The organism is Corynebacterium sp. HMSC074E01, from assembly GCF_001808885.1.
Classification (GTDB): domain Bacteria; phylum Actinomycetota; class Actinomycetes; order Mycobacteriales; family Mycobacteriaceae; genus Corynebacterium.
Genome location: NZ_KV794847.1, coordinates 379832 through 404010 on the forward strand (window position 1 = coordinate 379832; position 24179 = coordinate 404010).

Here is a 24179-nt window from a genome sequence, read left to right on the forward strand (position 1 = left end):
GGTAGGGTAGTAGGTTGTGGATACACTGAGGCTTTTTGGACGCGAGGCAGTTTACCAGCTCGGCATTGAGCCTCACCGAATCCCCCTGGTGATGCTCGCTACGCTGGGTATCTATCTGGCCTTCATGGTCTTGGTCAAGCTTTTCGGCAGCCGTGTTCTGACATCCATCACTGCCTCTGACGCCGTCATCATCATTATGTTCGGTGCGGTCTCTGGCCGCGTCATCGTGGGAAACCCACCGACGCTCGCTGCGGGCGTCATCGGCCTTTTCACCCTGATGCTTTTGGAAGCTGCATTCGGTACCTTCCGGCAATTAGTGACGTGGTCACGGTTTATCGACCGTAGGCCTGTCTTGCTGGTCTATAAGGGGCAGTTGCAGGAAGACAACATGAGCTTCGCCCACATCACTGAAAGGGACATTAATTCCGCCGTGCGCAAGGCTGGCCTGGGTCGGCGCAGCGACGTCCAGTTGATGATCTTGGAGCCAACCGGCCAGATCTCCGTCATCCGTCGAGGCCAGCTCGTTGATGCCTCCGTGTTCAAGGATGTCCTTGGCGCCGAGCGCATCGAGGAAGTAGATGAACAGGACTAAGAACTGTCTTCCAGGTTGCAAGAGTAGCCGCGCTTAGAAGCCGCGTCGTGTTTGGATGTTGAATCCGCTGTTAGGAAAAACGAAAAATCTCCCCCTGCGCGGATTGCGCAAGGGGAGAGAGCGGCGCTTGTGGCTTACTTGATGCCAGCGAGCTTATCGCCGAGACGCAGAGCGTCATCCATGGCGCCGATGATGGAGGTGAAAACCTTGATCCACTCGCGGATCTCCTTCGGCGTAACGTTGCCTTCATCGTCGGAGGAGAGAGCGAAGAAAGCCTTGGAGGAACCCTCATCCTCAGTCGGAGCTGCGGAAGCAACTGCGGTACCGGAGAAAGCGATGGTTGCAGCGGTAGCAGCAGCAACGATGGACTTACGGGAGAAGAACTTCATAGTGTGTCCTAATCTGTCTCGAAGGTGAACGAAAAGTCTGACTTATGTGGTCTGACTTACTTAGCGAAGTTCTTGTTGTAGAAAGCAAAGACGGTGCCCAGGGCGCCGATGATGGCGGTGAAGACAGCGATCCAGTCACGGATCACCTTCGGGTCCATGTCGGAGAGCGAGGAGCCCTCGGAAACGCTGGAGGACTCTTCGTCCTTCTTCTTATTGCCGTCGGTGTTCTGATCCTTGTTCTTACCGTTCGCGGAGTTGTCGGTGTTCGGTGTGGCTGCGACCGGGGTACCCTCTGCAGGGGTCTCAGCAGTAGCAACGGTCACGCCGGACAGGGAAACGGTAGCGGCGGTAGCGGCGGCAACAAGTGCCTTACGGGAGAAGAGCTTCATTCTCGTTCCTTAGGTATCTCGGGAATTTCAAAGACCTCACAAATGCTACTGAGACGCTGTGTGTTTTGCAAGGGTTCTGTCATTTGGATGGCCAGTCTGGAGGACTGCTGACCGTCGCATGTGAGCTGGGTTTATCCCGATGTGACGCCTGTGACTAAGCATGGTTTGGCAAACGAACAGCTCAAGGCTAAGAAATTCTTAGTACGCGATGGATAGTGTGGGATGGGAAAGGAAAAGCCCCGCTCACTGAACGTGAGCGAGGCTGATCACCGTAAAGGGGGTAAAACTTAGCTTTCGATGGTGGCCTTAGTAATGCGAACCTCTTCAGCAGGTTCACCATCGGATTGCCCATCCTTGACGCCCTTAGCGGCAATGGCGTCGATGGTCTTCTGGCCCTTCTCCGTCAGGTTGCCAAAGTAGGTGTAGGCAGGCGGAAGCTCCGAATCCTTGTAGTTAATGAAGAACTGGGAACCATTGGTGTCCTCGCCGGCGTTAGCCATGGCGATGGAACCCTTCGGGTACAGAGCCGGCTGGGCCATTGCGGCGTCGTCAGCCTCATCGGTGGGGTACTCGTTGGCAAACTGGAATCCCGGTCCACCCGAACCCTTGCCGGACGGATCACCGCACTGCAGGACGAAGATGCCGCCATCAGTCATGCGGTGGCACACGGTGTCGTCGTAGTACTTCGCCGAAATCATGTCCGTAATCGCGTTGACGGTGCACGGAGCCAGGGAGCGATCAAGAGTCATTTCAATATCGCCTTGCTTGGTGGCGAAGTTGACGGTCACCTCACCCTTGGCAGGAATGTCCTTGCCCTCCGGAGTGGGGACCTCACGGGAAGCGTCGCCGGACTCGGGGTATTCACAGGTGACGGTCTCGCCAAGGGGCTTAGCGCGCTTGCCGCTCAAAGCCTCGGCAGTGGGGGCTTCGGTGGTGGTTTTCCCAGCGGAGGTCTCTTCTGCCTGGATTTCTTCTTCTGATGAGCGCGTGGACAGGAACCAGATACCGCCAACGAGGGCAACAATAACGACGGCGGCCATCAGAACGACGCCGAGCGGGCGGCTCTTCTGTTTACGGTCGCGGGATTTCAGCTCGCGATCGAGCTGGTTGAGCGCATCATCCAAGCGCTGGCTGTTAGTAGACACCTATGTTTCCTCCACAGTGGTGGTTTAAAAACTTTGACCCACCTATCCTAACCGCACGGTAGTACGCCGTGGCGCGCCGCCCCGCACGTCAGTACGCTTGGGTGCCATGGCTACTACGAATTTTCAGAATGAACCCGTCGAAACCAATGCTGATCTGCCGAAGGTCGGTGACGCCCTGCCGGACTTCACCCTCGTCGGCACTGACTTGTCTGAGCTGACCAATGCGGACTTCGCTGGTAAGCGCTTGGTGGTGTCCTGCTTCCCATCCGTAGACACTGGTGTGTGCGCGGCACAGCTGCGCAAGTTCAACGAAGAGGCAGCTGGTCTAGAGAACACCGTTGTCCTGTCCGTTTCCCGCGACCTGCCTTTCGCGCAGGAGCGTTTCTGCGCTGCAGAGGGCATCGAAAACGTCGTCAGCGCTTCTGATTTCCGCTCCGATTTCGCCGACAAGCTCGGTCTCGTCCTGGAAGGCTCCCCGCTCAAGGGCCTGTTCGCCCGCGCGGTTATCGTCACGGACGAGGACCACAAGGTGACATACACCGAGCTGGTTCCGGAGGTCACAACTGAGCCGGACTACGACGCAGCTTTGACAGCACTCAAGTAATGAGCGCTCCCGAAATCTACGGTTTCGCCGCTGGGCCCTATAAAACCAACACTTATGTGGTTGCTAACGGTTCCCGGGCGTTCATCGTGGACCCAGGGATGCACACGCGCGAGAAGCTCGAGCAGCTCGCGCGTGAGAAGTCCCTGGAGTTTGAAGCCGTCGTGCTCACCCACGGTCACATCGATCACACACGTGATGCCGCCGAGTTTGACCTACCGGTTTACATCCACCCGGATGACGCGTTCATGCTGGTGGATGGCTCCGGAGTATCTCCCGAGTCGCAGATGCTCTTTGCTGCCGCCTCCATGAAGCAGGTAGCGGACCGCCGCGACTTGATCGGCGGAGAAACGTTGAGTCTAGTTGGCCTTGAATTCGATCTGCTCCATGCACCGGGGCATTCGCCGGGATGCGTCATCCTCGTGGCTGAGGGGATTGGCCTGACCGGCGACGTGCTGTTTAAGGGCTCCATCGGGCGCACTGACTTGCCGCACTCTGACCACGCCGCGATGCAGCGTTCACTGCGCGGTCCGGTGTGGGGACTTGATGACTCCCTTGCTATCTTGCCGGGCCACGGTCCAACGACGACCATGCGCCGCGAACGCGCGACTAATCCGTTTCTCCGTGCGGCGGGGGATGTACTCTAAAGGGCGTGAGTGATAAGAAGCAGTTCAAAGCCCTGTCCGCGCCCAAGGGTGTGCCGGACTACGTTCCGCCGCAATCGGCCATCTTTGCCAAGGTCCGTGAAACCTTCGTGCATCAGGCACATCTGTCCGGCTTCCAACACATCGAGCTCCCCGTCTTTGAGGACACCTCACTGTTCGCCCGCGGCGTGGGGGAGTCCACGGACGTCGTGTCGAAGGAGATGTACACCTTCGCCGATCGCGGCGACCGTTCCGTGACTCTGCGCCCCGAAGGCACCGCGGGTGTCATGCGCGCAGTTATCGAGCACAACCTCGACCGCGGCCAGCTTCCAGTGAAGCTCAACTATTTCGGCCCTTTCTTCCGCTACGAGCGCCCGCAGGCGGGCCGCTACCGCCAGCTGCAGCAGGTCGGCGTCGAGGCCATTGGTGTCGATGATCCGGCGCTGGACGCGGAAATCATCGCGCTGGCGGATCGCTCCTACCGCAGCTTGGGGCTTAGCCAGTTCCGCCTCGAGCTGACCAGCTTGGGTGACCACGACTGCCGCCCGGCCTACCGTGAGAAGCTGCAGGAGTTCCTGTTCAAGCTGGATCTAGATGAGGAGACCAAGGCCCGCGCGGAGCTTAATCCCCTGCGCGTGCTCGATGACAAGCGCCCAGAGGTCCAAGAGCAGCTTGTCGACGCCCCCCTGATGCTCGACCACCTCAATGCCGAGTGCCGCGAGCACTTTGAAACGGTCACCGGCCTGCTCGATGACATGAGCGTGCCGTACACCATCAACCCGCGCATGGTCCGCGGTCTTGACTACTACACGAAGACCTGTTTCGAGTTCGTCCACGATGGCCTTGGCGCGCAGTCCGGCATCGGTGGTGGCGGCCGCTACGACGGCCTCATGGCCCAGCTTGGTGGACAGGAACTGTCCGGCATCGGCTACGGCCTTGGTGTGGACCGCACTATTCTGGCCCTCGAGGCAGAGGGCGTCGAGCTTGAGGGCGTCGACGAGCGTGTAGCTGTTTATGGTGTGGCCTTGGGTGCTGCGGCAAAGCAGAAAATGGTCAGCATCATTAATGACCTGCGCAAGGCCGGCATTTCTGCCGATATGTCCTTCGGTGACCGCGGCCTTAAGGGAGCGATGAAGGGCGCTGACCGCGCCAACGCCCGCTTCGCGCTCGTCCTCGGTGACCAAGAGCTAGAGGCTGGCTCCGTGGCGCTCAAGGACCTGCGCGCGCACGAGCAGCAAGACGTCCCCGTTGGGGACATCGTCAACCAGCTCCGTCAGCTGGTTTAGCACTCCACCTGGGAGACGGTGAAGCCCATCGTCTTCGCTAGGCCGCCGAGCGAGGTCTCCTTGTACTTGGAGAGCATGTCGCGTCCGGTTTCGGCCATGGTGCGCACCGCGTTGTCGAGGGTGACGTGGTGCGTTCCCTCACCCATGCGGGCCAGGCGAGCGGCATTGATGGATTTGACGGCGCCGATGGCGTTGCGCTCGATACAGGGGATCTGCACGAGCCCGCCGACAGGGTCGCAGGTCAGGCCGAGGTTATGCTCAAGCGCGATCTCGGCGGCGTTTTCCACCTGTTCTGGGGTTGCACCGAGCAGCTCCGCCATGCCGGCCGCCGCCATGGAGGAGGCGGAGCCTACCTCACCCTGGCAGCCCACCTCAGCGCCGGAGATGGAGGCATTGGACTTGATAATGATGCCCACGGCACCCGCAGTGAGCAGGTAGCGGCGAGCATCGGCGCGCGTAAAGTCCGCCATGAAGTCGCGGGCATAATGGAGTACCGCCGGTATGATGCCACAGGCGCCATTCGTCGGCGCAGTAATGACGCGGCCGCCGGCGGCGTTCTGCTCGTTGACGGCGAGCGCGTAGAGGTTTACCCATTCCATCGCGGAAAAGCCACAGGACTCGTCGTCTTGCTTGGCCAACAACTGCTGGTACATCTGCGGCGCGCGGCGGTTGACGCGGAGACCACCAGGCAAGATTCCCTTGGTGGAAATTCCTTCGGTCACGCATTCGCGCATGATGTCCCACACAAGGTCGAGGTGCTGGTAGACGTAGTCGAGCCCACCTTCTTCGCGGTGCAGGACTGCCTCATTGGCGGCGACGATTTCCCAAATGGCCATGTCGTTGGCCGCGCACAGGTGAAGCAGGTGCTCACCAGATTGGAATTCATAAGGAACGGTGTCCTCGGCGGTAGCCGCAGCGACACCGGCCGGAACGCCAGTGTCGGTTTCGAGCTGGGCGTTGTACTCCTCGCGGGACAGAATGAAGCCGCCGCCGACGGAGAAGTATTCCGCGTTCTCGGCGAGGATGGAGCCATCTTCGTCCCAAGCGGTGAAAATGAGGCAGTTCGGGTGCTCTGGCACCGGCTCGTTGTTGAACTCGATGATGTACTGCACATCGCCTGCAGGGCCTGAGATGGAGCCCTCGCTAGGGATGAAGGCATCAGCGCGCGGCTCGGCGTCGAGCGGTACTGACAGCGGGTCCCAACCAGCAAGGCCCAAAATTACGGCGCGATCCGTAGCGTGGCCGCGGCCGGTAGCAGAGAGCGAGCCGCGCAGCACGACGTGGACCTTTGCAGGGTGTTCATCCAGTGTCTCGAGGAAAGCCTTGGCGGCCCGCATGGGGCCGACGGTATGAGAGGAGGAAGGGCCGATGCCGATGGAGAAGATATCGGTCACGCTAATTGTCATGTGGGGTCAAACCTCCTTAGAAGCGTTAAATAAGTTACGCCTTACGATAGTACCGAGAGCCCTCCATACCTGCTTAGTCCGGTTGGCCGTCGTGGCGGGACAGGAGTGCGCGGAAACTGGCAGGATCCGAATCCAGTATGGCTTCGGAACTGTCCTGCGGCGTTTCCTGCGTTTCGCTGAGGGGGCCGGTAAGCCCAGCGACGCGGTCGAGCGGGCGCACCATGAGGTCCGCTAATTCCCCAGCGGCGCGCTCGATGCGCCTTTCATTACGCGCGCCTTCCGCGGTGCCATAGTCCTCCGTGGCTTGGAAGACACCGGTAGGGACCACCGTGGCGTGCAGGTAATTGAGTAGAGGCCGCAGGGCATAGTCCAGGACCAGTGCGTGCCGGCTGGAGCCGCCTGTGGCCGCGATGAGGGTAGGAAGCCCCTCCAGGGAATGCGGCTCTAAGGTATCGAAGAACATCTTGAACAGGCCCGAGTAGCTTCCTTGGAAGACTGGACTGACGGCGATGAGACCGTCGGCATTCAGTACGGCGGACTGTGCCGCGTTCAGACGAGGCGTAGGCGAGACCCAGTTGGTCATGGCTTCGGCCAGCTCACCCGCGAGCTCGCGTAGCTCCACGACGGTGATATCCACGCCCTCACCCCGGGCAGTGACGTGAGTGGTGGTGGCGGATGAAAGGGCGTCGCCAAGCGCGCGCGTCGACGACGGCGAGGACAGCCCAGCCGTAACAAGCACGAGTGAGCGCATTTATTTCTCCTCTCCAGGGCTGACCAGTGCGTGTGGGGCATAGGAGCCGAGCGTGGCGTGCGTTGGCGGGTCAGAAGGTACATGATCTGGGCGGCGTTCCTCAAAGCGGCGGCGCAGTTCCGGCACTACCTGGGTGCCGAGGATTTCGATCTGCTCAAGCACCACCTCTTGCGGCAGTCCGGCGTGATCGATGAGGAAAAGCTGGCGCTGATAGTCACCGACCCAATCAGCAAACTGCAGCGTGCGCTCTACCACTTGCTCTACGGTGCCTACCGTCAACGGGGTCTGAGCCGTGAATTCTTCTAGGGAAGGGCCGTGGCCGTAGACCGGAGCGTTGTCGAAGTAGGGGCGGAAGAAGTCCTTCGCTTCCTGCTCGGTAGACCCGATGAAAACATGTCCGCCGAGGCCCACGATGGCCTGATCGGCACGGCCGTGCCCATAGGATTCATAGCGGTTGCGGTAGAGGTTCACCATCTTCGCGGTGTGTTCTTTGTTCCAAAAGATGTTGTTGTGGAAGAAGCCATCGCCATAGTAGGCGGCCTGTTCGGCAATCTGTGGGGAGCGGATGGAGCCGTGCCAGACAAAGGGTGGGACGCCATCGAGAGGTGCGGGCGTGGAAGTAAAACCCTGCAGCGGGGTGCGGAACTTTCCTTGCCAGGACACGACGGGTTCGCGCCAGAGGCGGCGCAGTAGGTGGTAGTTCTCAACGGCGAGGGGAATGCCCTCACGGATGTCCTTGCCAAACCACGGGTAAACCGGGCCGGTGTTGCCGCGGCCTAGCATGAGGTCGACGCGCCCATCTGCCAGGTGCTGGAGGAAGGCGTAGTCCTCCGCGAGGCGGACGGGGTCGTTGGTAGTGATCAGCGTGGTGGCAGTAGAGAGTTGAAGGTTCTTTGTCTGTGCCGCGATATAGGCCAGGTGAGTGGTGGGTGCCGATGGGACGAAAGGTGGGTTGTGGTGCTCGCCGGTGGCGAAAACGTCGAGACCTACCTCCTCCGCCTTGAGCGCGATCTCCGTTATCGCGCGGATGCGCTCGGCCTCGGTGGGGGTGCGGCCGGTGGTGGGGTCTTGCGTGACGTCACCGATGCTGAATACTCCAAATTGCATGCCAATCTCCTTTCTGTGACGTGTCAACAATAATGTACCAGGAGATTATTCCCATTCGAGGGCGTCGACCAATACTGCGAGATCCCCCGGTGTCGCGATACCCAGCGGACGCTGCGAAGGCTTTCCGTGCTCGGTGAGGAGAACTGCGCTGGCATGGACGCCATCTGCGGTGGGCTCCGTGAGAGCGTCGATGACCTCTTGCGCGCTGGCTGTGCGAGGCAGAAATTCGGCGCGGTCCTTCTTCTCGGCGAATTCCAAAACGGCGCTAATCGACGCCGCGTTGACCACGCCATCGTCTCCCAAATCGGCCGCAATCCACCGCGCGATGACGTTGGTCGTGAGCAGCGCCTGGTATGCCCCCGACTCATAGATAGGTATCTGAGAATAGCCGGTCTGGTTAATGAGCCGCAAGGCCTCCATGATTGGGGTATCTGGGGCAAGGATCGTCACGTCACGGTCAGAAAGAAGGGACTGCGCCGTAGGCGGATCCGTGAGCAGGCGTCGCAGGTTTTCCAGCTGCGTGATGACCTGTGGGTGCGGGGTGGCGATGGGTGCGCCGTCGAAGTAGCGGCCATGGGCAATGGCATTGCGTAGGTTGCCAAAGTCTTTCAGTTGTTCTGCTTGGCGCTTGCCCAATAGATGCTTGTCGTGTGCGCGATCAACAATCCACCAGAAAGAATCTGAATTCTTCGCCCCAATAGCCTGGCGGAGGAATTGTTCTATGTCGCTGAAGTCTTAGAAGGCGACGCGGAGGATGGAAACCGTCACGGCTGCGATGGCAGCTGCTGCCGGGAGGGTGATAACCCACGCGAGGGCGATAGGCTTCATCAGCTTCCAGTTGGCGGCGCGGTTTACGATGCCGACACCAAGGACAGCACCGATGAGGATGTGGGTCGATGAGACCGGGAGGCCCAGGAGGGAGGCTGCCATGACGACGGCCGCGGCGGCCAGCTCAGCGGCGAAACCGGAGGAAGGGTGCATCTGAGTCAGGCCCGAACCGACCGTCTGGATAACGAAGCGTCCAATGAACCAGAGGCCAGAAATCAGGGCGATACCCATGGCCACCATGACTGGGAGGGGGACAGTGACTTCATTGGAAATCTGGTTCGTCTGCAGGACGTCGAAGACGGCGGCGAAGGGGCCAATCGCGTTAGCGATATCGTTCGAGCCATGTGAGAACGCGAAGGCCGAAGCAGTGAAGACCTGCATCCAAGAGAAGAGAAGGAAGGTCGATCGTGACAGGGACTTCTTCTTCAGGGAGCGGGCGAAGATGAACACTGCCATCCAAACCACGGCGCCAATCATGCCCATGACCAGGAAGGTCTCCAGGGTGGAGAAGTCAACGCCGGTGTTCTTCAGACCCTTGAAGAGCATCATCGCGGAGATAATGATGGCGCCCAAAGCGGCTAGCAGCGGGACCCAGTTCTCCAGTGCGCGATGCGCGTTGATGTCCTCGAGATCCTTGTTGAGGTTGTGCAAATCCCGGTAGTAGTCGGACTCGAGGGCCTCTGGGTCGTAATCATCTTCCGCGGTGAGGGCGGCATCACGGGCCATGGCGTTGGTGTAGGAAATCTGCTGTAGTTCGTTCATGCGCTCGAAGCGGGTCTTGTGCTCCTTGCGCAGCGCGGCGCGGCGAACCTTGATCTCGCGCAGGCGCTCGTCTGCGGTGTCGTTGTACACCAAGATGGACGTCTTGATCCACTTGAAGAGCAGGAAGGCGGCAACACCACCAAGAACTGGGGAAAGGACCCAGGAGAAAGCGATGGTGCCAATGCCGCCCCACTGCACCATATCCATGCCGCCCTTGCCGGTGATGAAGCCGACGGTCAGTGCGGCGCCGACGATACCGCCGACGATGGAGTGGGTCGTGGAAACTGGCCAGCCCATGCGGGTGGCGACGAGCAGCCAGATGGCAGCGCCAAGCAACGAGGCCATCATGATGTAGACGAACTCCATGGGGTCGAGCCCGTCAATCGCTTCCAGGTCCACGATGCCGGAGCGGACGGTATCGGTCACCTCGCCGCCTGCGAGGATGGCACCGGATACCTCGAAGACTGCTGCGACCGCGAGGGCCTGCTTCATCGACAAGGTTCCTGCACCCACGGAGGTACCGAAGGAGTTGGCGACGTCATTGCCGCCAATGTTGAAGGCCATGAATACGGCGAAGATGATCGCTGTAACCAGGACTACGCGATTAGCCCCCTCAGCAACTTCGCCGTTGCTCCAAATGATGAAGAAGATCAGCGTGACAGCGGTGATGGCGCCGAAGAACAAGTGCCAGATCCAGTCCTTGTTCTTGCCATTCATCGATTCGAGGTCAGGCATCGTCGGCGTGGCGGTGCTCAAAACGTCGTTCCTTTCATGAAGAGAACGTTGCGTGATGAGGAAGCGCGGGCTGCCGCGGGCAGGGCGGATGCGCCGTGAAAGCAGGGGATAGTGTGCCTGTCGCGGTGCAGGGTGATGGCATCACGCATGGTTCTTTTATGCTTTTAAAGACAGAGCGGAACCCACCGCAAACCGGCGGGAACTTGATCAGGGTAAAGCATCAAGATTGCCAGCAGGTAAACACTTCATGTATTTGAATTTAATCTGCATTTTTGTGGCACATTTGGGGGTGGTGCGACCTTGTGGCGACCGCACTAGCACTATTTAAGCTCAGTATTAAGACTTGTATACGCCTCGGCCCAAGGTGTCGCACTGTTCCATCTTGCCGGTGTTATATCCAGCGAGGAAGGCCTGAGCGCGGTCCTCGGAGGAGCCGTGCGTCCACATGTCTGGGCGTACTTCGCCGCCCGAGCGGCGCTGGATGTTGTCATCGCCCACAGCACGAGCGGTGTTCACGGCATCGGTTACTTGTTGTTCAGTAATCGTCTCGAGCAGAGCGTCTTCGCCCTCATCGGCGTAGTGTGCCCAGAGGCCGGCATAGCAATCAGCTTGCAGCTCAATCTTCACAGCGTTGGAATCCTCGCCGGGCTCGTTGTAATTGGACAAGCTGAGCGTGCCTTCCAGCTTTTGAATGTGGTGGCCAAATTCGTGGGCCACGATGTACATCTGTGCCAGAGGAGCATTCTCGCCGCCGAAATTGCGGAGCTGATCAAAGAAGGCGGTGTCGAAGTAGGCCGACTCATCCGCCGGGCAGTAGAACGGGCCCGTGGCGCCGGAGGCTTGGCCACAGCCGGACATGGTGGTGTTGTTGAAGATGACGCGGCCCGGTTCGATGTACTCGATGCCTGCCTGATCCGGCAACTGCTGGGCCCAGACCTTATCGACGGACTGGGCGGCAAACATGACGCGGCAATCGTCGTACTTATTGCCGTCCTCGGCAGTTTGGCAATGCGCAAATGCGTCTTCGCCGCTTTCCTCTGGTCCCACCTGGGTCTGGTCGGTCTGGGGATCGCTTCCGGTGATGGCGCCAGGATCGCCGCCGAGGAGTAGATAGAGACCAATAAGAAGGAGAGAGCCAATGCCGCCGCCGGTAGCGATCATGCCGCCGCGGCCTCCACCGCCGGAGCTAGCTCGCTTACCATCAAAATTGGCGCCAGATTTAAAAGTCATGCCAGAGATTTTGCCACAAGCTGTAGGTGGTGTCTGCTCGATGAGTGGACTGCCGACAAGCACACGGTGTTCACCCTAGCGCTGAGCAAGTCCGGTGCGGGCGGTAGACTTGGGCCGTTCAAGTACTTGCATCCCTCGGCGCGTGCTGTCTACGCGTGGCGTGTGTGGGTGCGAGCGTCAACGATGAGAAGGGATTGAACGAGAGTGCTGCGTACACATTTGGCAGGCGAACTACGCAAGGAGATGGCAGGGGAGACCGTTACCCTGACGGGTTGGGTCGCTCGCCGCCGCGACCATGGGGGTGTTATCTTCATTGACCTGCGTGACCGCTCTGGCGTTGCCCAGGTGGTTTTCCGTGAATCTGAGGTAGCTGAGCGTGCCCACGATCTGCGTTCTGAATACTGTGTCAAGGTTACCGGCGTTGTGGAGCCGCGTCCGGAAGGCTCGGCTAACGCAAACCTGGCATCTGGTGAGATTGAGGTCAACGTCTCGGTTCTGGAGGTGCTCAATAAGTCCGCAGCGCTGCCGTTCCAGATCGATGATCCGTCTTCTTCCGGTGAGGTCGGTGAAGAGACCCGCCTGAAGTACCGCTACCTGGACCTGCGCCGCGAACGCCAGCACGAGGCGCTGCGCCTGCGCTCTGCCGCTAACCGCGCCGCCCGCGAAGTTCTGGACAGCCACGACTTCACCGAGATCGAAACCCCGACCCTGACTCGTTCCACCCCGGAGGGCGCTCGTGACTTCCTCGTGCCCGCCCGCCTCAAGCCGGGTAGCTGGTACGCACTTCCGCAGTCCCCGCAGCTGTTTAAGCAGCTACTCATGGTGGCCGGCATGGAGCGTTACTACCAGATCGCTCGCTGCTACCGCGATGAGGATTTCCGCGCGGACCGCCAGCCTGAATTTACGCAGCTTGACGTTGAGATGTCCTTCGTGGACCAGGACGATGTTATTGCCCTAGCGGAAGAGATTGTATCCGCTCTCTGGAAGCTCATCGGCTACGAGATTAAGACGCCCATCCCGCGCATGACCTACGCCGATGCCATGAAGTACTACGGTTCTGATAAGCCGGACCTGCGCTTCGACATCAAGATCGTGGAGTGCACTGAGTTCTTCAAGGACACCACCTTCCGTGTCTTCCAGAACGAATACGTCGGTGCTGTTGTCATGGACGGCGGAGCTTCCCAGCCGCGCCGCCAGTTCGACGCTTGGCAGGAATGGGCAAAGCAACGCGGTGCGAAGGGCCTGGCTTATATCACGATCGCCGAGGATGGCACCCTGGGTGGCCCAGTGGCCAAGAACATTACTGATGCCGAGCGCGAGGGCATTGCCGAGCACGTCGGTGCTAAGCCGGGTGACGCCATCTTCTTCGCCGCAGGTGACGTAAAGTCTTCCCGTGCTTTGCTGGGCGCAGCGCGCGGTGAGATTGCAAAGAAGCTGGACCTCATCAAGGACGGCGACTGGGCCTTCACCTGGGTTGTGGACGCACCGCTCTTCGAGCCGGCCGCTGATGCCACCGCTTCGGGCGACGTAGCTCTGGGCCACTCCAAGTGGACGGCAGTCCACCACGCCTTTACCTCGCCGAAGCCGGAGTACCTGGATAACTTTGATGAGAATCCGGGAGAGGCCTTGGCCTACGCCTATGACATCGTCTGCAACGGCAACGAGATCGGCGGCGGCTCCATCCGTATCCACGACCAGGATGTGCAAAAGCGCGTCTTCGATGTCATGGGCATTGGTGAAGAGGAAGCACAGGAGAAGTTCGGCTTCCTACTCGAGGCTTTCCAGTTCGGTGCTCCGCCGCATGGCGGCATCGCTTTCGGCTGGGACCGCATCGTCTCCCTGCTGGGCGGATTCGATTCCATCCGTGACGTCATTGCCTTCCCGAAGTCGGGTGGCGGCGTAGATCCCTTGACCGATGCTCCGGGCACCATCCCTGCTGAGCAGCGCAAGGAGACCGGCGTAGACTTCAAGCCGGAAAAGGCCGCTAAGGCTGCACAAGGGGAGAAGGCTGGGAAGGAGTCTTAAGACCGCGCAGCGCCGGTAATGTAGTTGGGCCTACGACAAGTGGAGGCAGGCAAGCAAGTGAATTCGATGGGACACGAGTCCATGAATAGTTCTGCGGCTGATGCCGTGGTGACGGAAGCATCGCTGATGATTTCCCGCCGCTATGGCGGCGAGCCTGAGCTGAGTGACATTCAACAGCTCACCGGCTCGGGCAATGCTGTGGTACTTCGTGCCCGCACGACACCAAGTGCCTTCTTTCCACATCGGTCGGTCGTCATCAAGTACAACCCGGTCACCGGGCACACTATTGATGACGCTGCGCTTCTACGCGAAGTGGTGGCCTATCAATTCACCACGGCGCTGTCTGAAGAGGTCCGCCCAGGCCCAGTCCTGCTTGCGCACGATGTGGAAAAGCGCATCCTCGTGCTTACCGACGCCGGCGATGGCGACACCTTGGCGGATACCCTCGCCCACAGCAGCGATGAGGATCGCGGTGAGCTGCTCCGATCCCTGGGCAGCGCGCTGGGCAAGATGCACGCAGGAACGGCGGGGCGCGAAGAGGATTACGAGGCCCTGCTGAACCGTCAGCTGCGCCGGCATCCCGAATATGCTGAGCACCAGGCGCTGCGTGATGATTCGCTGAAGCGCTCCATTATGATCGGCGCTGACATTCTCAGTGAGGCCGGACTGGAACCGCCGGAGCACGTCCGCGACTTGGCTCGCAGCGCCATGCAGAGCTTTAGCTCTGGCCGCAACCGCGCTTTTACTCCCTTCGATCTGTCCCCAGACAACATCATTGCGGGGACAACGTTGACCTTCCTGGATTATGAGTGGGCTGGTTTCCGTAACGTTGGTTTCGACGTGGCCTGCGTTGTTGCTGGCTTCCCGCAATTCCTGTTCTCACGGCCGATTACTGATAGTGAAGCGGATGTCTTCATCCAAGCCTGGCAGCGCCGCATCGTCGATGTATGGCCCCAGTTTGCTGATGAGAAGACACTGCATGAATTGCTCGTGGCCTGCCTCATCGGTTGGGCTCTGTCGAGCGTGACAACCATGTATGCCGGTGGGATCGAAGGTGTTGTAGCTCTGGCGGAGGGCAATGCCGAGATTTATCGTGACCCGCGTCGCTCGCTGCTTCGCCGCTCCGATCAAGGGCCCTTCACCGAAGATGAGGCCCTCATCCGCCGTGATCTTTATGAAACCTTCGAGGCGCTGTCGCGGTTTGCCGCGCAGTGCAAGAATGATGGATGCTCCGCGGTGGCCGCATTTGGCCGCGCAGTAGCTTCCCGTCTCCGGGAGTCCTGATGGGGCAGGAGTCACTCTTCGGCGATGACCAGTCAGCGCCACGCCTGCCGGGTGGCCCCGATATGTTTGCAACTCATTCCGGCTCACCCCTTGCCGCTCGTATGCGGCCGCAGAGCCTTGATGAAGTGGTGGGGCAGAAGCACCTACTGGAGCCGGGGACCCCGTTGCGCCGGCTGGTGGAGGGCTCGGGGGAGGCCTCAGTCATCCTCTACGGCCCGCCGGGAACCGGAAAGACAACGCTAGCCTCCCTCATCGCTTCCTCCTTGGGGGATAACTTCATTGGGCTTTCTGCCCTAGACTCTGGGGTTAAGCAAGTCCGCGAAGTGATTACTCATGCGCGCCGCGAGCTCATCGAGGGCCGCCGCACGGTGCTCTTTATCGATGAGGTACATCGCTTCTCCAAAACCCAGCAGGATGCATTGCTGGCTGCCGTGGAGAACCGCACTGTCCTTCTCGTGGCCGCGACCACCGAGAATCCTTCGTTCTCTGTGGTGGCGCCGCTGCTTTCGCGTTCGCTGCTGCTGCACTTGGAGCCGCTTGACGACGCCTCCCTCCGCAGCCTCGCGGAACGGGCGCTGAGGAGTGAGCGCGGTTTGGCGGGGCGAATAACCGCATCGGAAGACGCTTTGGATCAGCTGGTGCTGCTCGCCGGCGGTGATGCGCGACGCACGCTGACCTATCTCGAGGCGGCTGCCGAAGCGGTACCGGATGGCGGCGAGCTCACCGTCGACATTCTCAAAGACAACGTCAACCGCGCGGTGGTGCGCTATGACCGTGACGGGGACCAACACTATGACGTTGTCTCCGCCTTTATTAAGTCCATCCGCGGCTCCGACGTGGACGCAGCGTTGCACTACCTCGCCCGCATGATTGAGGCCGGTGAAGACCCACGCTTCATCGCGCGCCGGCTCATCGTGCATGCCTCCGAAGACATCGGGATGGCGGATCCCACCGCTTTGCCCACCGCCGTGGCCGCGGCGGAGGCTGCGGCCCTGATTGGCCTGCCCGAGGCGCGCATTCCGCTGGCGCAGGCCACAATCCACCTGGCCACGGCGCCGAAGTCGAACTCTGTTATTAATGCCATCAACGCCGCCCAAGCCGATGTCCAGGCCGGTAAGAGCGGGCACGTGCCCGCGCACCTGCGCGACGGTCACTACGAGGGGGCTAAGCGCTTGGGAAACGCCGTCGGCTACCAGTACCCGCACGATGATCCACGCGGTGTGCTAGCCCAGCAGTATTTGCCGGAGACGCTGGCTGATGCCGAGTATTATCAGCCCACCGACCACGGCGCGGAAAAACGGGTGCGCGAGTACCTGGGGAGGTTGCGGGACATCATCCGGGGGCGGCGTCGCTAAGCACAGCACCGGACGGGTAAAGTTGAGCGCTGACTAGAAACCATTCAACAGTGAAGGACTTTTGCTCGTGAAGACTCATGAGATCCGGGAACGCTTTACCCAGCACTTCGTCAAGGCCGGCCACGAGGCTGTGCCCAGCGCATCGCTGATCCTGGATGACCCGAACCTGCTCTTCGTCAACGCCGGCATGGTTCCCTTCAAGCCCTACTTCTTGGGCCAGCAGAACCCGCCTTTTGCTAACGGTACGGCGACCTCTATCCAGAAATGCGTGCGCACCTTGGATATCGAGGAAGTAGGCATCACCACCCGCCACAACACCTTCTTCCAGATGGCAGGCAACTTCTCCTTTGGCCAGTACTTCAAGGAGGGGGCCATTACCCACGCCTGGAACCTTCTGACGAACTCGGTAGAGGATGGCGGCTTGGGGCTCGACCCCGAGCGTTTATGGGTCACGGTCTACCTCGATGACGATGAGGCAGCTGATATCTGGCACAACAAGATCGGCGTTCCCCGCGAGCGCATCCAGCGCCTCGGAATGGAGGATAATTACTGGTCCATGGGTATCCCCGGCCCGTGCGGTCCGTGCTCCGAGATCTATTATGACCGCGGTCCGGAATATGGCCAGGACGGTGGTCCCGTCGCGGACGATAACCGCTACATGGAGATCTGGAACTTGGTCTTCATGCAGAACGAGCGCGGCGAAGGCATCGGCAAGGGCAACTTTGAAATCATTGGTGAGCTGCCCAAGAAGAATATCGATACCGGCATGGGCATCGAGCGCGTCGCCTGCATCCTGCAGGGCGTGGACAATGTTTATGAGACGGATCTGCTGCGCCCGGTTATCGACGTAGCCGAAGAGCTCACCGGTGCGAAGTACGTTCCGGATGCGCCGAAGGAAGACCTGATCCGTTTCCGCGTAGTGGCAGACCACTCGCGCACCGGCATGATGCTCATCTTGGATGGCGTTACCCCCGGTAACGAGGGGCGTGGCTACATTCTGCGTCGCCTGCTTCGTCGCATCATTCGCTCCGCTAAGTTGTTGGGCGCGAAGGGGGCGACCATGGAGCGTTTCATGAACACCATCATGGACACCATGACCCCGTCCTACCCGGAGATCGCAGAAAACCGCGAGCGTATTCTGCGCGTTGCCGTGGCGGAGGAGAAGGCCTTCCTGAAGACGCTGGAGTCGGGCACCAAGCTTTTCGACGAAGCCGTGACCGAGCTGAAGAACACCTCTCGTGCGGCCACTCCGAAGGTCCTCTCCGGCGAGAAGGCTTTTGAACTGCACGATACCTATGGTTTCCCCATCGACTTGACCCTGGAGATGGCGCAGGAAGCCGGTTTGACCGTAGATATGGACGGCTTCGACGCCGCCATGGGCGAGCAGCGCCGCCGTGCCAAGGCTGATAACCAGGCCAAAAAGCATGGTCATGCTGACTTGTCGCTCTACCGCGAGTGGGTGGATAATCACCCGACCCTGTTCACGGGCTATGAAACCTTGGAGTCCGAGGCCAAGGTCATTGGCCTTGTGCGCGATGGCGAGAAGGTCACGGAGGTCGAGACAGGAGACACCGTCGAGGTAGTTCTGGACCAGTCGCCGCTCTACGCCGAAGCCGGCGGCCAGACCGCCGACCGGGGCCGCATTATCGCTGGCGAGACCCTCCTTGAGGTCAACGACGTGCAGAAGATCGGCAAGAAGCTGTGGGTCCACAAGGCCACGGTGACCGCCGGCGGCCTTGAGTTGGGCAATGGCGTGACCGCCGCAGTTGACGAGCAGTGGCGCCACGGCGCCGTGCAGGCGCACTCCGCCACGCACCTCATCCATGCCGCGCTGCGCCAGGTGCTTGGCCCAACCGCCGTCCAGGCTGGTTCCTTGAACCGTCCTGGCTACCTGCGCTTTGACTTCAACTACACCGACCAGCTCACTCAGGAGCAGCTCGATGAGATCGCTTTGGTGACCAACCAGGCGGTAGACCAGCACTTCCCGGTCAACACCATCGAGACCTCCTTGGATAAGGCCAAGGAGATGGGCGCGATGGCCCTCTTTGGTGAGAACTACGGTTCCGAGGTTCGCGTCGTGGAGATGGGTGGTCCCTTCTCCATCGAGCTCTGTGGTGGTACGCACGTAAAGAACACCGCAGAGATCGGCCCGGTGTCTGTCCTCGGCGAATCCTCCGTGGGCTCGGGCGCGCGCCGTATCGAGGCTTATTCGGGCCTGGATGCATTCCGCTACTACTCGAAGGAGACCGCCCTCGTAGAGGGGGTCTCCCGCGAGCTCAAAGTCCAGACTGAGGACCTGCCGGAGCGCATCGCGCAGTTGACGGAGAAGCTCAAAGCCGCTGAGAAGCAAATTGCCGAGCTTCACAAGGCCCGGCTCATGTCCCAGACCGCGGAGATGATCTCGACGGCGAATACCATCAACGATTTCACCCTCGTGGCTGCCAAGCTACCAAAGGGCGTGAACGGCGGTGACCTGCGTACGCTGGCCTCCGATATCAAGAACCGCCTCGGCGATGTCGCTGCTGTGGTCGTCTTGGCGTCGGAGAATGAGGGCGGCAAGTTGCCATTCATCGTGGGGGCTACCAAGGCTGCCAACGAACGTGGTGTCAAGGCTGGGGACTTGGTTAAAGTGGTTTCCGGCTATGTTGACGGCAAGGGTGGCGGTAAGCCCGATATGGCACAAGGCTCCGGCGCCAACGTCGAAGGCCTCCGGCAGGCCTTCGACGCCGTCCGTGATGAGCTCGAAGCCCACTAACGAGCGCGCCTTAATTGGCGTGCAGTTGTAGCTGACTCGCAGAACCAGGAGGAGCACGATGGCCGTAGAACCCGACAAACCAGGTGTGGACGATCCCGGCCCGGGGCGCCGATTGGGCCTCGATGTCGGTACCGTCCGTATCGGCGTGGCGGTATCTGACCGGGACGCGCGCTTGGCCATGCCGGTCGAAACCGTCCGGCGTGAGACCGGGTTTAAGGATCGCGACAAGGGCGATATTGACCGTTTGCTTGACCTGATCCATGAGTATGACGCCGTCGAGGTGGCTGTTGGTTTGCCGCGTGATCTCAAAGGCAATGGCTCATCAAGTGTTAAACATGCCAAGGAAATCGCGTTTCGTATCCGCCGCCGCTTGGCAAAAGATGACAGGATGAAGGAACCTCCGCCCGTGCGAATGGTGGATGAGCGCCTCACTACGGTGGTGGCAACCTCTGCTTTGCGGGCCTCTGGCGTGTCAGAGAAGCGTGGCCGCTCGGTCATTGACCAAGCGGCCGCGGTGGAAATTTTGCAGTCCTGGCTGGATGCGCGCCATTTCGCGTTGAACGGCCACAGCCCTTCAAACGTAGGAGACGAAGTACGTGAGCCGTAAACCTTCACGCATCGGACGCTCGATGGAACCTCAATATGTCAAGCGCCGTCAGCGCGGCATGGCCGTGCTCATTGCGAGCTTGGTCCTCATCATCGGTGGACTCGGCTACATCGGTTTCCGCCTGTTGGGAGGAGGCAGCACCTTGGACTACGAGGGACAAGGTAATGGAGTAACCCAGCTCGTTCAGGTCCCAGAAGGCTCATCCATGGGTGAACTGGCACCCGAGCTGGCAGAAAAGAACGTGGTGAAGACATCCGAAGCTTTCTCCTCAGCGGCCAACTCCAACCCACGCGCAAGCCAAATCAAGCCCGGCTTCTACCGTCTCCAGGAGGAGATGAGCGCGAAGGCAGCCGTCGAAGCGCTGCTCGATGAAGCTAATATGGTGGACCTCCTCGACGTCCAAGGCGGTGCAACGCTGCTCGATGTCAATGTGCTCGGCGGTGATGTTCGCTACGGCATTTACTCCTTGATTTCCCAGGTTTCGTGTAAGGAAGGCGGCTGCGTTTCCGCTGAAGAGCTCGAGAAGATTGCGGCCACCGTGGACCCGGCTGAGCTGGGCGCACCGGAGTGGGCCCTGGAAGAGGTTCGCGCACGAGGCGAGGACCCGAAGCGCCTTGAGGGGCTGATTGCCCCAGGCCAGTATGTGCTCGACCCGAACATGGATGCCCAGGAGATTCTGACGGATCTGATCACCCGCTCGACGAAGAAGTACAACGACACCAACATCGTTGACCGCGCCCAAGCAATTGGTTTGAAGCCCTATGAGCTTCTGACTGCGGCTTCCCTGGTGGAGCGCGAGTCCCCGGCTGGTGAATTCGACAAGGTTGCTCGAGTGATCCTCAACCGTCTCGATGAGCCGATGCGCCTGGAGTTGGACTCCACCGTGAACTATGGCCTCGAGGACGTGGAGCTGGCCACCACCGATGAGGACCGCCACCGCGAGACGCCATGGAATACCTATGCCAAGGACGGTCTTCCTGATTCGCCGATTGCCTCTCCTTCGGAGGAAGCTATCCAGGCCATGGAGAACCCAGCGGAAGGTAACTGGCTCTTCTTTGTCACCGTCGATGACAAGGGCACCACGGTGTTTACCGATAACTACGATGAGCACCTCGCCAACGTTGATGATGCGGTGCGCTCCGGCATCCTGGACAGCCAGCGCGAGGCCGTTGGTGAGGCACCGGCCGAGGAGCAGTAATCTGATGCCGCGCGCCGCAGTCTTGGGCAGCCCCATTGCCCACTCGCTTTCACCAGTCCTGCATAACGCAGGGTATGAGGCCTTGAGCCTGAAGGAGTGGGACTATACCAAGCATGAGGTGACGGACTTGCCCGCCTTCCTCGCCGAAGTAGGCGAGGAGTACTGCGGTTTCTCCGTCACCATGCCGCTCAAGTTCGATGCCCTCGCCTGTGCTGATATCGTCAGCGATCGAGCTGAGCTCATCGGCTCCGCGAACACCTTGGTGCGCACCTCGGAAGGGTGGCGCGCGGATAACACGGATACCGAAGGCGTGCTGGGCGCGCTGGATGAGCTTCTGGGCTCTTCCCAGCCGTCTTCGGCGCTGCTCATCGGCGCCGGCGGTACCGCGCGGCCGGTCCTGTGGGGTCTGGCTCAGCGCGGCGTGAAGCATGTTACCGTGTTGAATCGCTCCGACCGTTTAGCAGAGCTGCGCCCGCTCGCTGAGGCCCTCGGTCTCACGCTCTATGCGGCAGACTTCGAGGATGATCTAGCAGGGCTTGCGAGAGCAGCAGATCTCCTTGTCTCCACCGTGCCCTCTGCTGCGGTGGAGGGATACCTGACGCAGCTGGCCAAGGCGCCGGTCTTTGACGTTGTTTACGATCCGTGGCCTACTCCGCTCACAGTGTATGCGGCCGCTGATGGCTACCCGACCGTCGGCGGGCACATCATGCTGGCGAACCAGGCCTATTCACAGTTTGAGCAATTTACCGGGCACACCGCCCCGCGGGCAGAGATGCTGGCGGCGCTCAACAAGGCGCTCAAGCTGCTCTAAGCAATTCCCCGCAGCTTACCGCGTGCGTCTTGTCCGCCCACGCGGTAGGCTGCGGGACCATGGGGGACGTGCTTTTCTTGGCGTGGGGGTGCACCTTAATTATTTATGACCTGCGTTTCAAACGCCTGCCTAACTATTTGACCCTGCCTGCCGCCGTACTGTCGCTGTGGTGGTTCGACCCTGCCGGGCTGCTGTGGCCAGGACTTTATATTCTGGTTGCCTTGCTGAGCCGTGCCGGAAGCGTGGGCGGGGGAGACCTAAAGCTGGCGCTGCCGCTAGGAATGGTGACCGCCCATGCGGCGGGAGTACCGGGGGTCGCGCTGGCGATGATGGGGGCGTCGTTAAGCACGGTGCTCTGGGGCTATATAGCCAGGGATAGGACACCTGCGCATGGACCCGGGATGCTGATTGCCGCAGGACTTGTCGTGATATTTTGCCCCGACACGGTGTAATAGTCGGCCTAGTGGCCCCGAAGGAAACCCTGGCGTGTGATAATAGTCCGCATGCTTCGTTGGACTACCGCAGGTGAATCTCACGGCCAGGCACTCGTTGCACTCATTGAGCACATGCCAGCCGGGGTTCCCATTTCTCAAGACGATATTGCTCTCCAGCTCTCTCGCCGCCGCCTCGGCTATGGCCGGGGCGCCCGCATGAAGTTCGAGGCCGATGATCTCACTCTGCTCAGCGGCATCCGCCACGGTCTTACCCTGGGAAGCCCCATCGCGATCATGATCGGCAACACGGAGTGGCCAAAGTGGACTACCATCATGTCGCCCGAGGCCTTGGATCTTGAGGACCCAGAGGTCGCTAAAGCTATGGCCTCCGGTCGCGGTGCCCCGCTGACTCGCCCGCGTCCCGGTCACGCCGATTTCGCTGGAATGGTGAAGTTTGATCACTCCGAGGCTCGCCCCATCTTGGAGCGCTCCTCCGCGCGTGAAACCGCTGCTCGCGTGGCCGCAGCCACGGTCGCGCGCAACTTCCTCCGCGAAACCCTGGGAGTCGAGGTGCTGTCCCACGTCATCTCCATTGGTGCCTCTGAACCTTATGAGGGCCCGCACCCTAGCTTCGCGGACCTTGAGGCTATTGATGCTTCACCGGTACGTGCCTGCGATAAGGCCGCAGAGGAATCGATGATTTCAGAAATCGAGACCGCCAAGAAGCAGGGCGATACCCTCGGCGGCATCGTAGAGGTCATCGTGGAGGGCTTGCCGATTGGCTTGGGCTCGCACACCTCGGGTGAAGACCGCCTCGACGCACAGCTCGCCGCCGCCTTGATGGGTATTCAGGCGATCAAGGGCGTCGAGGTCGGCGATGGTTTCGCTGAGGCCCGCCGCCGCGGTAGCGAGGCACACGATGAAATGGTCCGCACTGACAATGGTGTGGATCGTGAGACCAACCGCGCTGGTGGTCTGGAAGGCGGTATGACCAACGGCCAGACGCTGCGTTTGCGTGCGGCGATGAAGCCGATTTCCACGGTCCCGCGTGCCCTGAAGACCGTTGATATGTCCACCGGTGGGGCAGCCACTGCCATCCATCAGCGTTCTGATGTCTGCGCAGTTCCAGCGGCTGGTGTAGTGGCCGAAGCCATGGTAGCTCTCGTCCTTGCGCGTGCCGTGTTGGAGAAATTTGGTGGCGATAGCTTGGCCGAGACCAAGCGAAACATTGCTGCCTACCAGGATTACGTGGCTAGCCGCCTGGATTGGGGTGAGGCATGAACTCCCCGCACGTCGTTCTCGTAGGGCCTCCCGGTTCCGGAAAGACCACGATTGGCAGGCGCCTCTCCCGGGCGCTGAACTGCGAGGTTGTTGACTCCGATGCCCTTATCGAGGCCCGCTACGGCAAGGCTTGCGGCGAGGTTTTCTCTGAGCTGGGTGAACCAGCATTCCGTGAGGTCGAAGCCGAAGTAGTGCGCGAGGCACTCGCCACTACTGGTGTGGTGAGTTTAGGCGGCGGGGCAGTACTGACTGAATCCACGCGAGCCCTGCTCGATGGCCTGACTGTTGTATTCCTTGATATCACTCCCGAAGAAGGCGTAACCCGCACGCTGGGGGATAGCAACCGACCTGTGCTGGAGTCTGCGGACCCGCTGGCGCACTACACCCAGCTTTTGGAAGCGCGCCGGCCCCTCTACAGCGAGGTGGCTGACCTAAAGGTGCGCACGGGTGTGCGCTCCCCGCAGCAGGTGGTGGGTGACATCTTGAGCTTCCTCGAAACCTTCTAGGAAAACGAACCTTCTTTACCCGCTACATGTCAACGCCTCACGAACCTTGCCACCCCAG

The 24179-nt window shown here is 60.5% G+C and carries 23 protein-coding genes; 14 read left to right on the forward strand and 9 right to left on the reverse strand.

The genetic code is table 11. The annotated features are described in order from the left end of the window. Nucleotides 1–16: 16 nt before the first annotated feature. Nucleotides 17–592 carry a DUF421 domain-containing protein gene (locus tag HMPREF2537_RS07820; protein ID WP_210383634.1) on the forward strand — a complete coding sequence of 192 codons (576 nt, stop codon included), beginning with the start codon at nt 17–19 and terminating at the stop codon, nt 590–592. 134 nt (nt 593–726) lie between these two features. Here HMPREF2537_RS07820 and HMPREF2537_RS07825 read toward each other — a convergent pair whose 3' ends face one another. The 3 genes from HMPREF2537_RS07825 to HMPREF2537_RS07835 form a co-directional block, all read right to left on the reverse strand. Then, nucleotides 727–981 (reverse strand): hypothetical protein, encoded by a 255-nt coding sequence (locus HMPREF2537_RS07825; RefSeq protein ID WP_070527378.1) that lies wholly within the window; start codon nt 979–981, stop codon nt 727–729. Nucleotides 982–1037: 56 nt separating this feature from the next. Continuing rightward, nucleotides 1038–1370 (reverse strand): hypothetical protein, encoded by a 333-nt coding sequence (locus HMPREF2537_RS07830; RefSeq protein WP_070527381.1) that lies wholly within the window; start codon nt 1368–1370, stop codon nt 1038–1040. Nucleotides 1371–1657: 287 nt separating this feature from the next. Next, nucleotides 1658–2515: a peptidylprolyl isomerase gene (locus tag HMPREF2537_RS07835; RefSeq protein WP_070527384.1), complete on the reverse strand. Its 858-nt coding sequence runs from the start codon at nt 2513–2515 to the stop codon at nt 1658–1660. A 106-nt stretch (nt 2516–2621) separates the two neighbouring features. Between HMPREF2537_RS07835 and tpx the strand changes: the two genes are divergently transcribed. The 3 genes from tpx to hisS are packed head-to-tail and all read left to right on the forward strand — an operon-like array spanning nt 2622 to nt 5046. Then, on the forward strand, nt 2622–3119 hold the full coding sequence (tpx, locus tag HMPREF2537_RS07840; protein ID WP_070527388.1) for a thiol peroxidase: 498 nt from the start codon (nt 2622–2624) through the stop codon (nt 3117–3119). Further along, nucleotides 3119–3763 carry an MBL fold metallo-hydrolase gene (locus tag HMPREF2537_RS07845; protein WP_070527391.1) on the forward strand — a complete coding sequence of 215 codons (645 nt, stop codon included), beginning with the start codon at nt 3119–3121 and terminating at the stop codon, nt 3761–3763. The genes tpx and HMPREF2537_RS07845 overlap by 1 nt, the downstream gene beginning before the upstream one ends. Nucleotides 3764–3768: 5 nt before the next feature. Beyond that, nucleotides 3769–5046, forward strand: a complete 1278-nt coding sequence (gene hisS, locus HMPREF2537_RS07850) for a histidine--tRNA ligase (RefSeq protein WP_070527395.1) — start codon at nt 3769–3771, stop codon at nt 5044–5046. Here the strand turns inward: hisS and HMPREF2537_RS07855 are convergent. The 6 genes from HMPREF2537_RS07855 to HMPREF2537_RS07880 form a co-directional block, all read right to left on the reverse strand. Further along, nucleotides 5043–6452 carry an L-serine ammonia-lyase gene (locus tag HMPREF2537_RS07855; RefSeq protein ID WP_070527398.1) on the reverse strand — a complete coding sequence of 470 codons (1410 nt, stop codon included), beginning with the start codon at nt 6450–6452 and terminating at the stop codon, nt 5043–5045. The two genes, hisS and HMPREF2537_RS07855, sit on opposite strands and share 4 nt — an antisense overlap. A 73-nt stretch (nt 6453–6525) precedes the next feature. Continuing rightward, nucleotides 6526–7203: an FMN reductase gene (locus tag HMPREF2537_RS07860; RefSeq protein WP_070527401.1), complete on the reverse strand. Its 678-nt coding sequence runs from the start codon at nt 7201–7203 to the stop codon at nt 6526–6528. Further along, nucleotides 7204–8310: an LLM class flavin-dependent oxidoreductase gene (locus HMPREF2537_RS07865; protein WP_070527404.1), complete on the reverse strand. Its 1107-nt coding sequence runs from the start codon at nt 8308–8310 to the stop codon at nt 7204–7206. Nucleotides 8311–8355: 45 nt separating this feature from the next. Beyond that, nucleotides 8356–8946 carry a CBS domain-containing protein gene (locus HMPREF2537_RS07870; protein WP_246820267.1) on the reverse strand — a complete coding sequence of 197 codons (591 nt, stop codon included), beginning with the start codon at nt 8944–8946 and terminating at the stop codon, nt 8356–8358. Nucleotides 8947–9045: 99 nt separating this feature from the next. Continuing rightward, nucleotides 9046–10656, reverse strand: a complete 1611-nt coding sequence (locus tag HMPREF2537_RS07875; protein WP_070527410.1) for an inorganic phosphate transporter — start codon at nt 10654–10656, stop codon at nt 9046–9048. A gap of 315 nt (nt 10657–10971) precedes the next feature. Further along, on the reverse strand, nt 10972–11865 hold the full coding sequence (locus HMPREF2537_RS07880; protein WP_070527413.1) for a KPN_02809 family neutral zinc metallopeptidase: 894 nt from the start codon (nt 11863–11865) through the stop codon (nt 10972–10974). Between the two features lie 204 nt (nt 11866–12069). Here HMPREF2537_RS07880 and aspS point away from each other — a divergent pair, with 204 nt between their 5' ends. The 10 genes from aspS (at nt 12070) to HMPREF2537_RS07930 (ending at nt 24121) form a co-directional block, all read left to right on the forward strand. Continuing rightward, on the forward strand, nt 12070–13890 hold the full coding sequence (gene aspS, locus HMPREF2537_RS07885) for an aspartate--tRNA ligase (RefSeq protein ID WP_070527416.1): 1821 nt from the start codon (nt 12070–12072) through the stop codon (nt 13888–13890). 81 nt (nt 13891–13971) lie between these two features. Then, nucleotides 13972–15174, forward strand: coding sequence for a phosphotransferase (locus HMPREF2537_RS07890; protein WP_246818740.1), 1203 nt, complete (start codon nt 13972–13974; stop codon nt 15172–15174). Then, on the forward strand, nt 15174–16529 hold the full coding sequence (locus HMPREF2537_RS07895; RefSeq protein ID WP_070527422.1) for a replication-associated recombination protein A: 1356 nt from the start codon (nt 15174–15176) through the stop codon (nt 16527–16529). The genes HMPREF2537_RS07890 and HMPREF2537_RS07895 overlap by 1 nt, the downstream gene beginning before the upstream one ends. Before the next feature lie 67 nt (nt 16530–16596). Next, nucleotides 16597–19284, forward strand: coding sequence for an alanine--tRNA ligase (alaS, locus tag HMPREF2537_RS07900; RefSeq protein ID WP_070527425.1), 2688 nt, complete (start codon nt 16597–16599; stop codon nt 19282–19284). Between the two features lie 58 nt (nt 19285–19342). Further along, complete coding sequence (gene ruvX, locus HMPREF2537_RS07905) at nt 19343–19891, forward strand: Holliday junction resolvase RuvX (protein ID WP_070527428.1); 549 nt, start codon at nt 19343–19345, stop codon at nt 19889–19891. Nucleotides 19892–19913: 22 nt separating this feature from the next. Then, entirely contained in the window at nt 19914–21089 is a 1176-nt protein-coding gene (mltG, locus tag HMPREF2537_RS07910) for an endolytic transglycosylase MltG (RefSeq protein WP_070527621.1), read from the forward strand. 4 nt (nt 21090–21093) lie between these two features. Then, nucleotides 21094–21900: a shikimate dehydrogenase gene (locus tag HMPREF2537_RS07915; RefSeq protein WP_070527431.1), complete on the forward strand. Its 807-nt coding sequence runs from the start codon at nt 21094–21096 to the stop codon at nt 21898–21900. A gap of 59 nt (nt 21901–21959) precedes the next feature. Beyond that, nucleotides 21960–22352, forward strand: a complete 393-nt coding sequence (locus HMPREF2537_RS07920) for a prepilin peptidase (RefSeq protein ID WP_070527433.1) — start codon at nt 21960–21962, stop codon at nt 22350–22352. A gap of 51 nt (nt 22353–22403) precedes the next feature. Then, complete coding sequence (aroC, locus tag HMPREF2537_RS07925) at nt 22404–23615, forward strand: chorismate synthase (protein WP_070527437.1); 1212 nt, start codon at nt 22404–22406, stop codon at nt 23613–23615. Beyond that, complete coding sequence (locus HMPREF2537_RS07930) at nt 23612–24121, forward strand: shikimate kinase (protein ID WP_070527440.1); 510 nt, start codon at nt 23612–23614, stop codon at nt 24119–24121. The genes aroC and HMPREF2537_RS07930 overlap by 4 nt, the downstream gene beginning before the upstream one ends. The last annotated feature ends 58 nt before the right edge of the window (nt 24122–24179 follow it).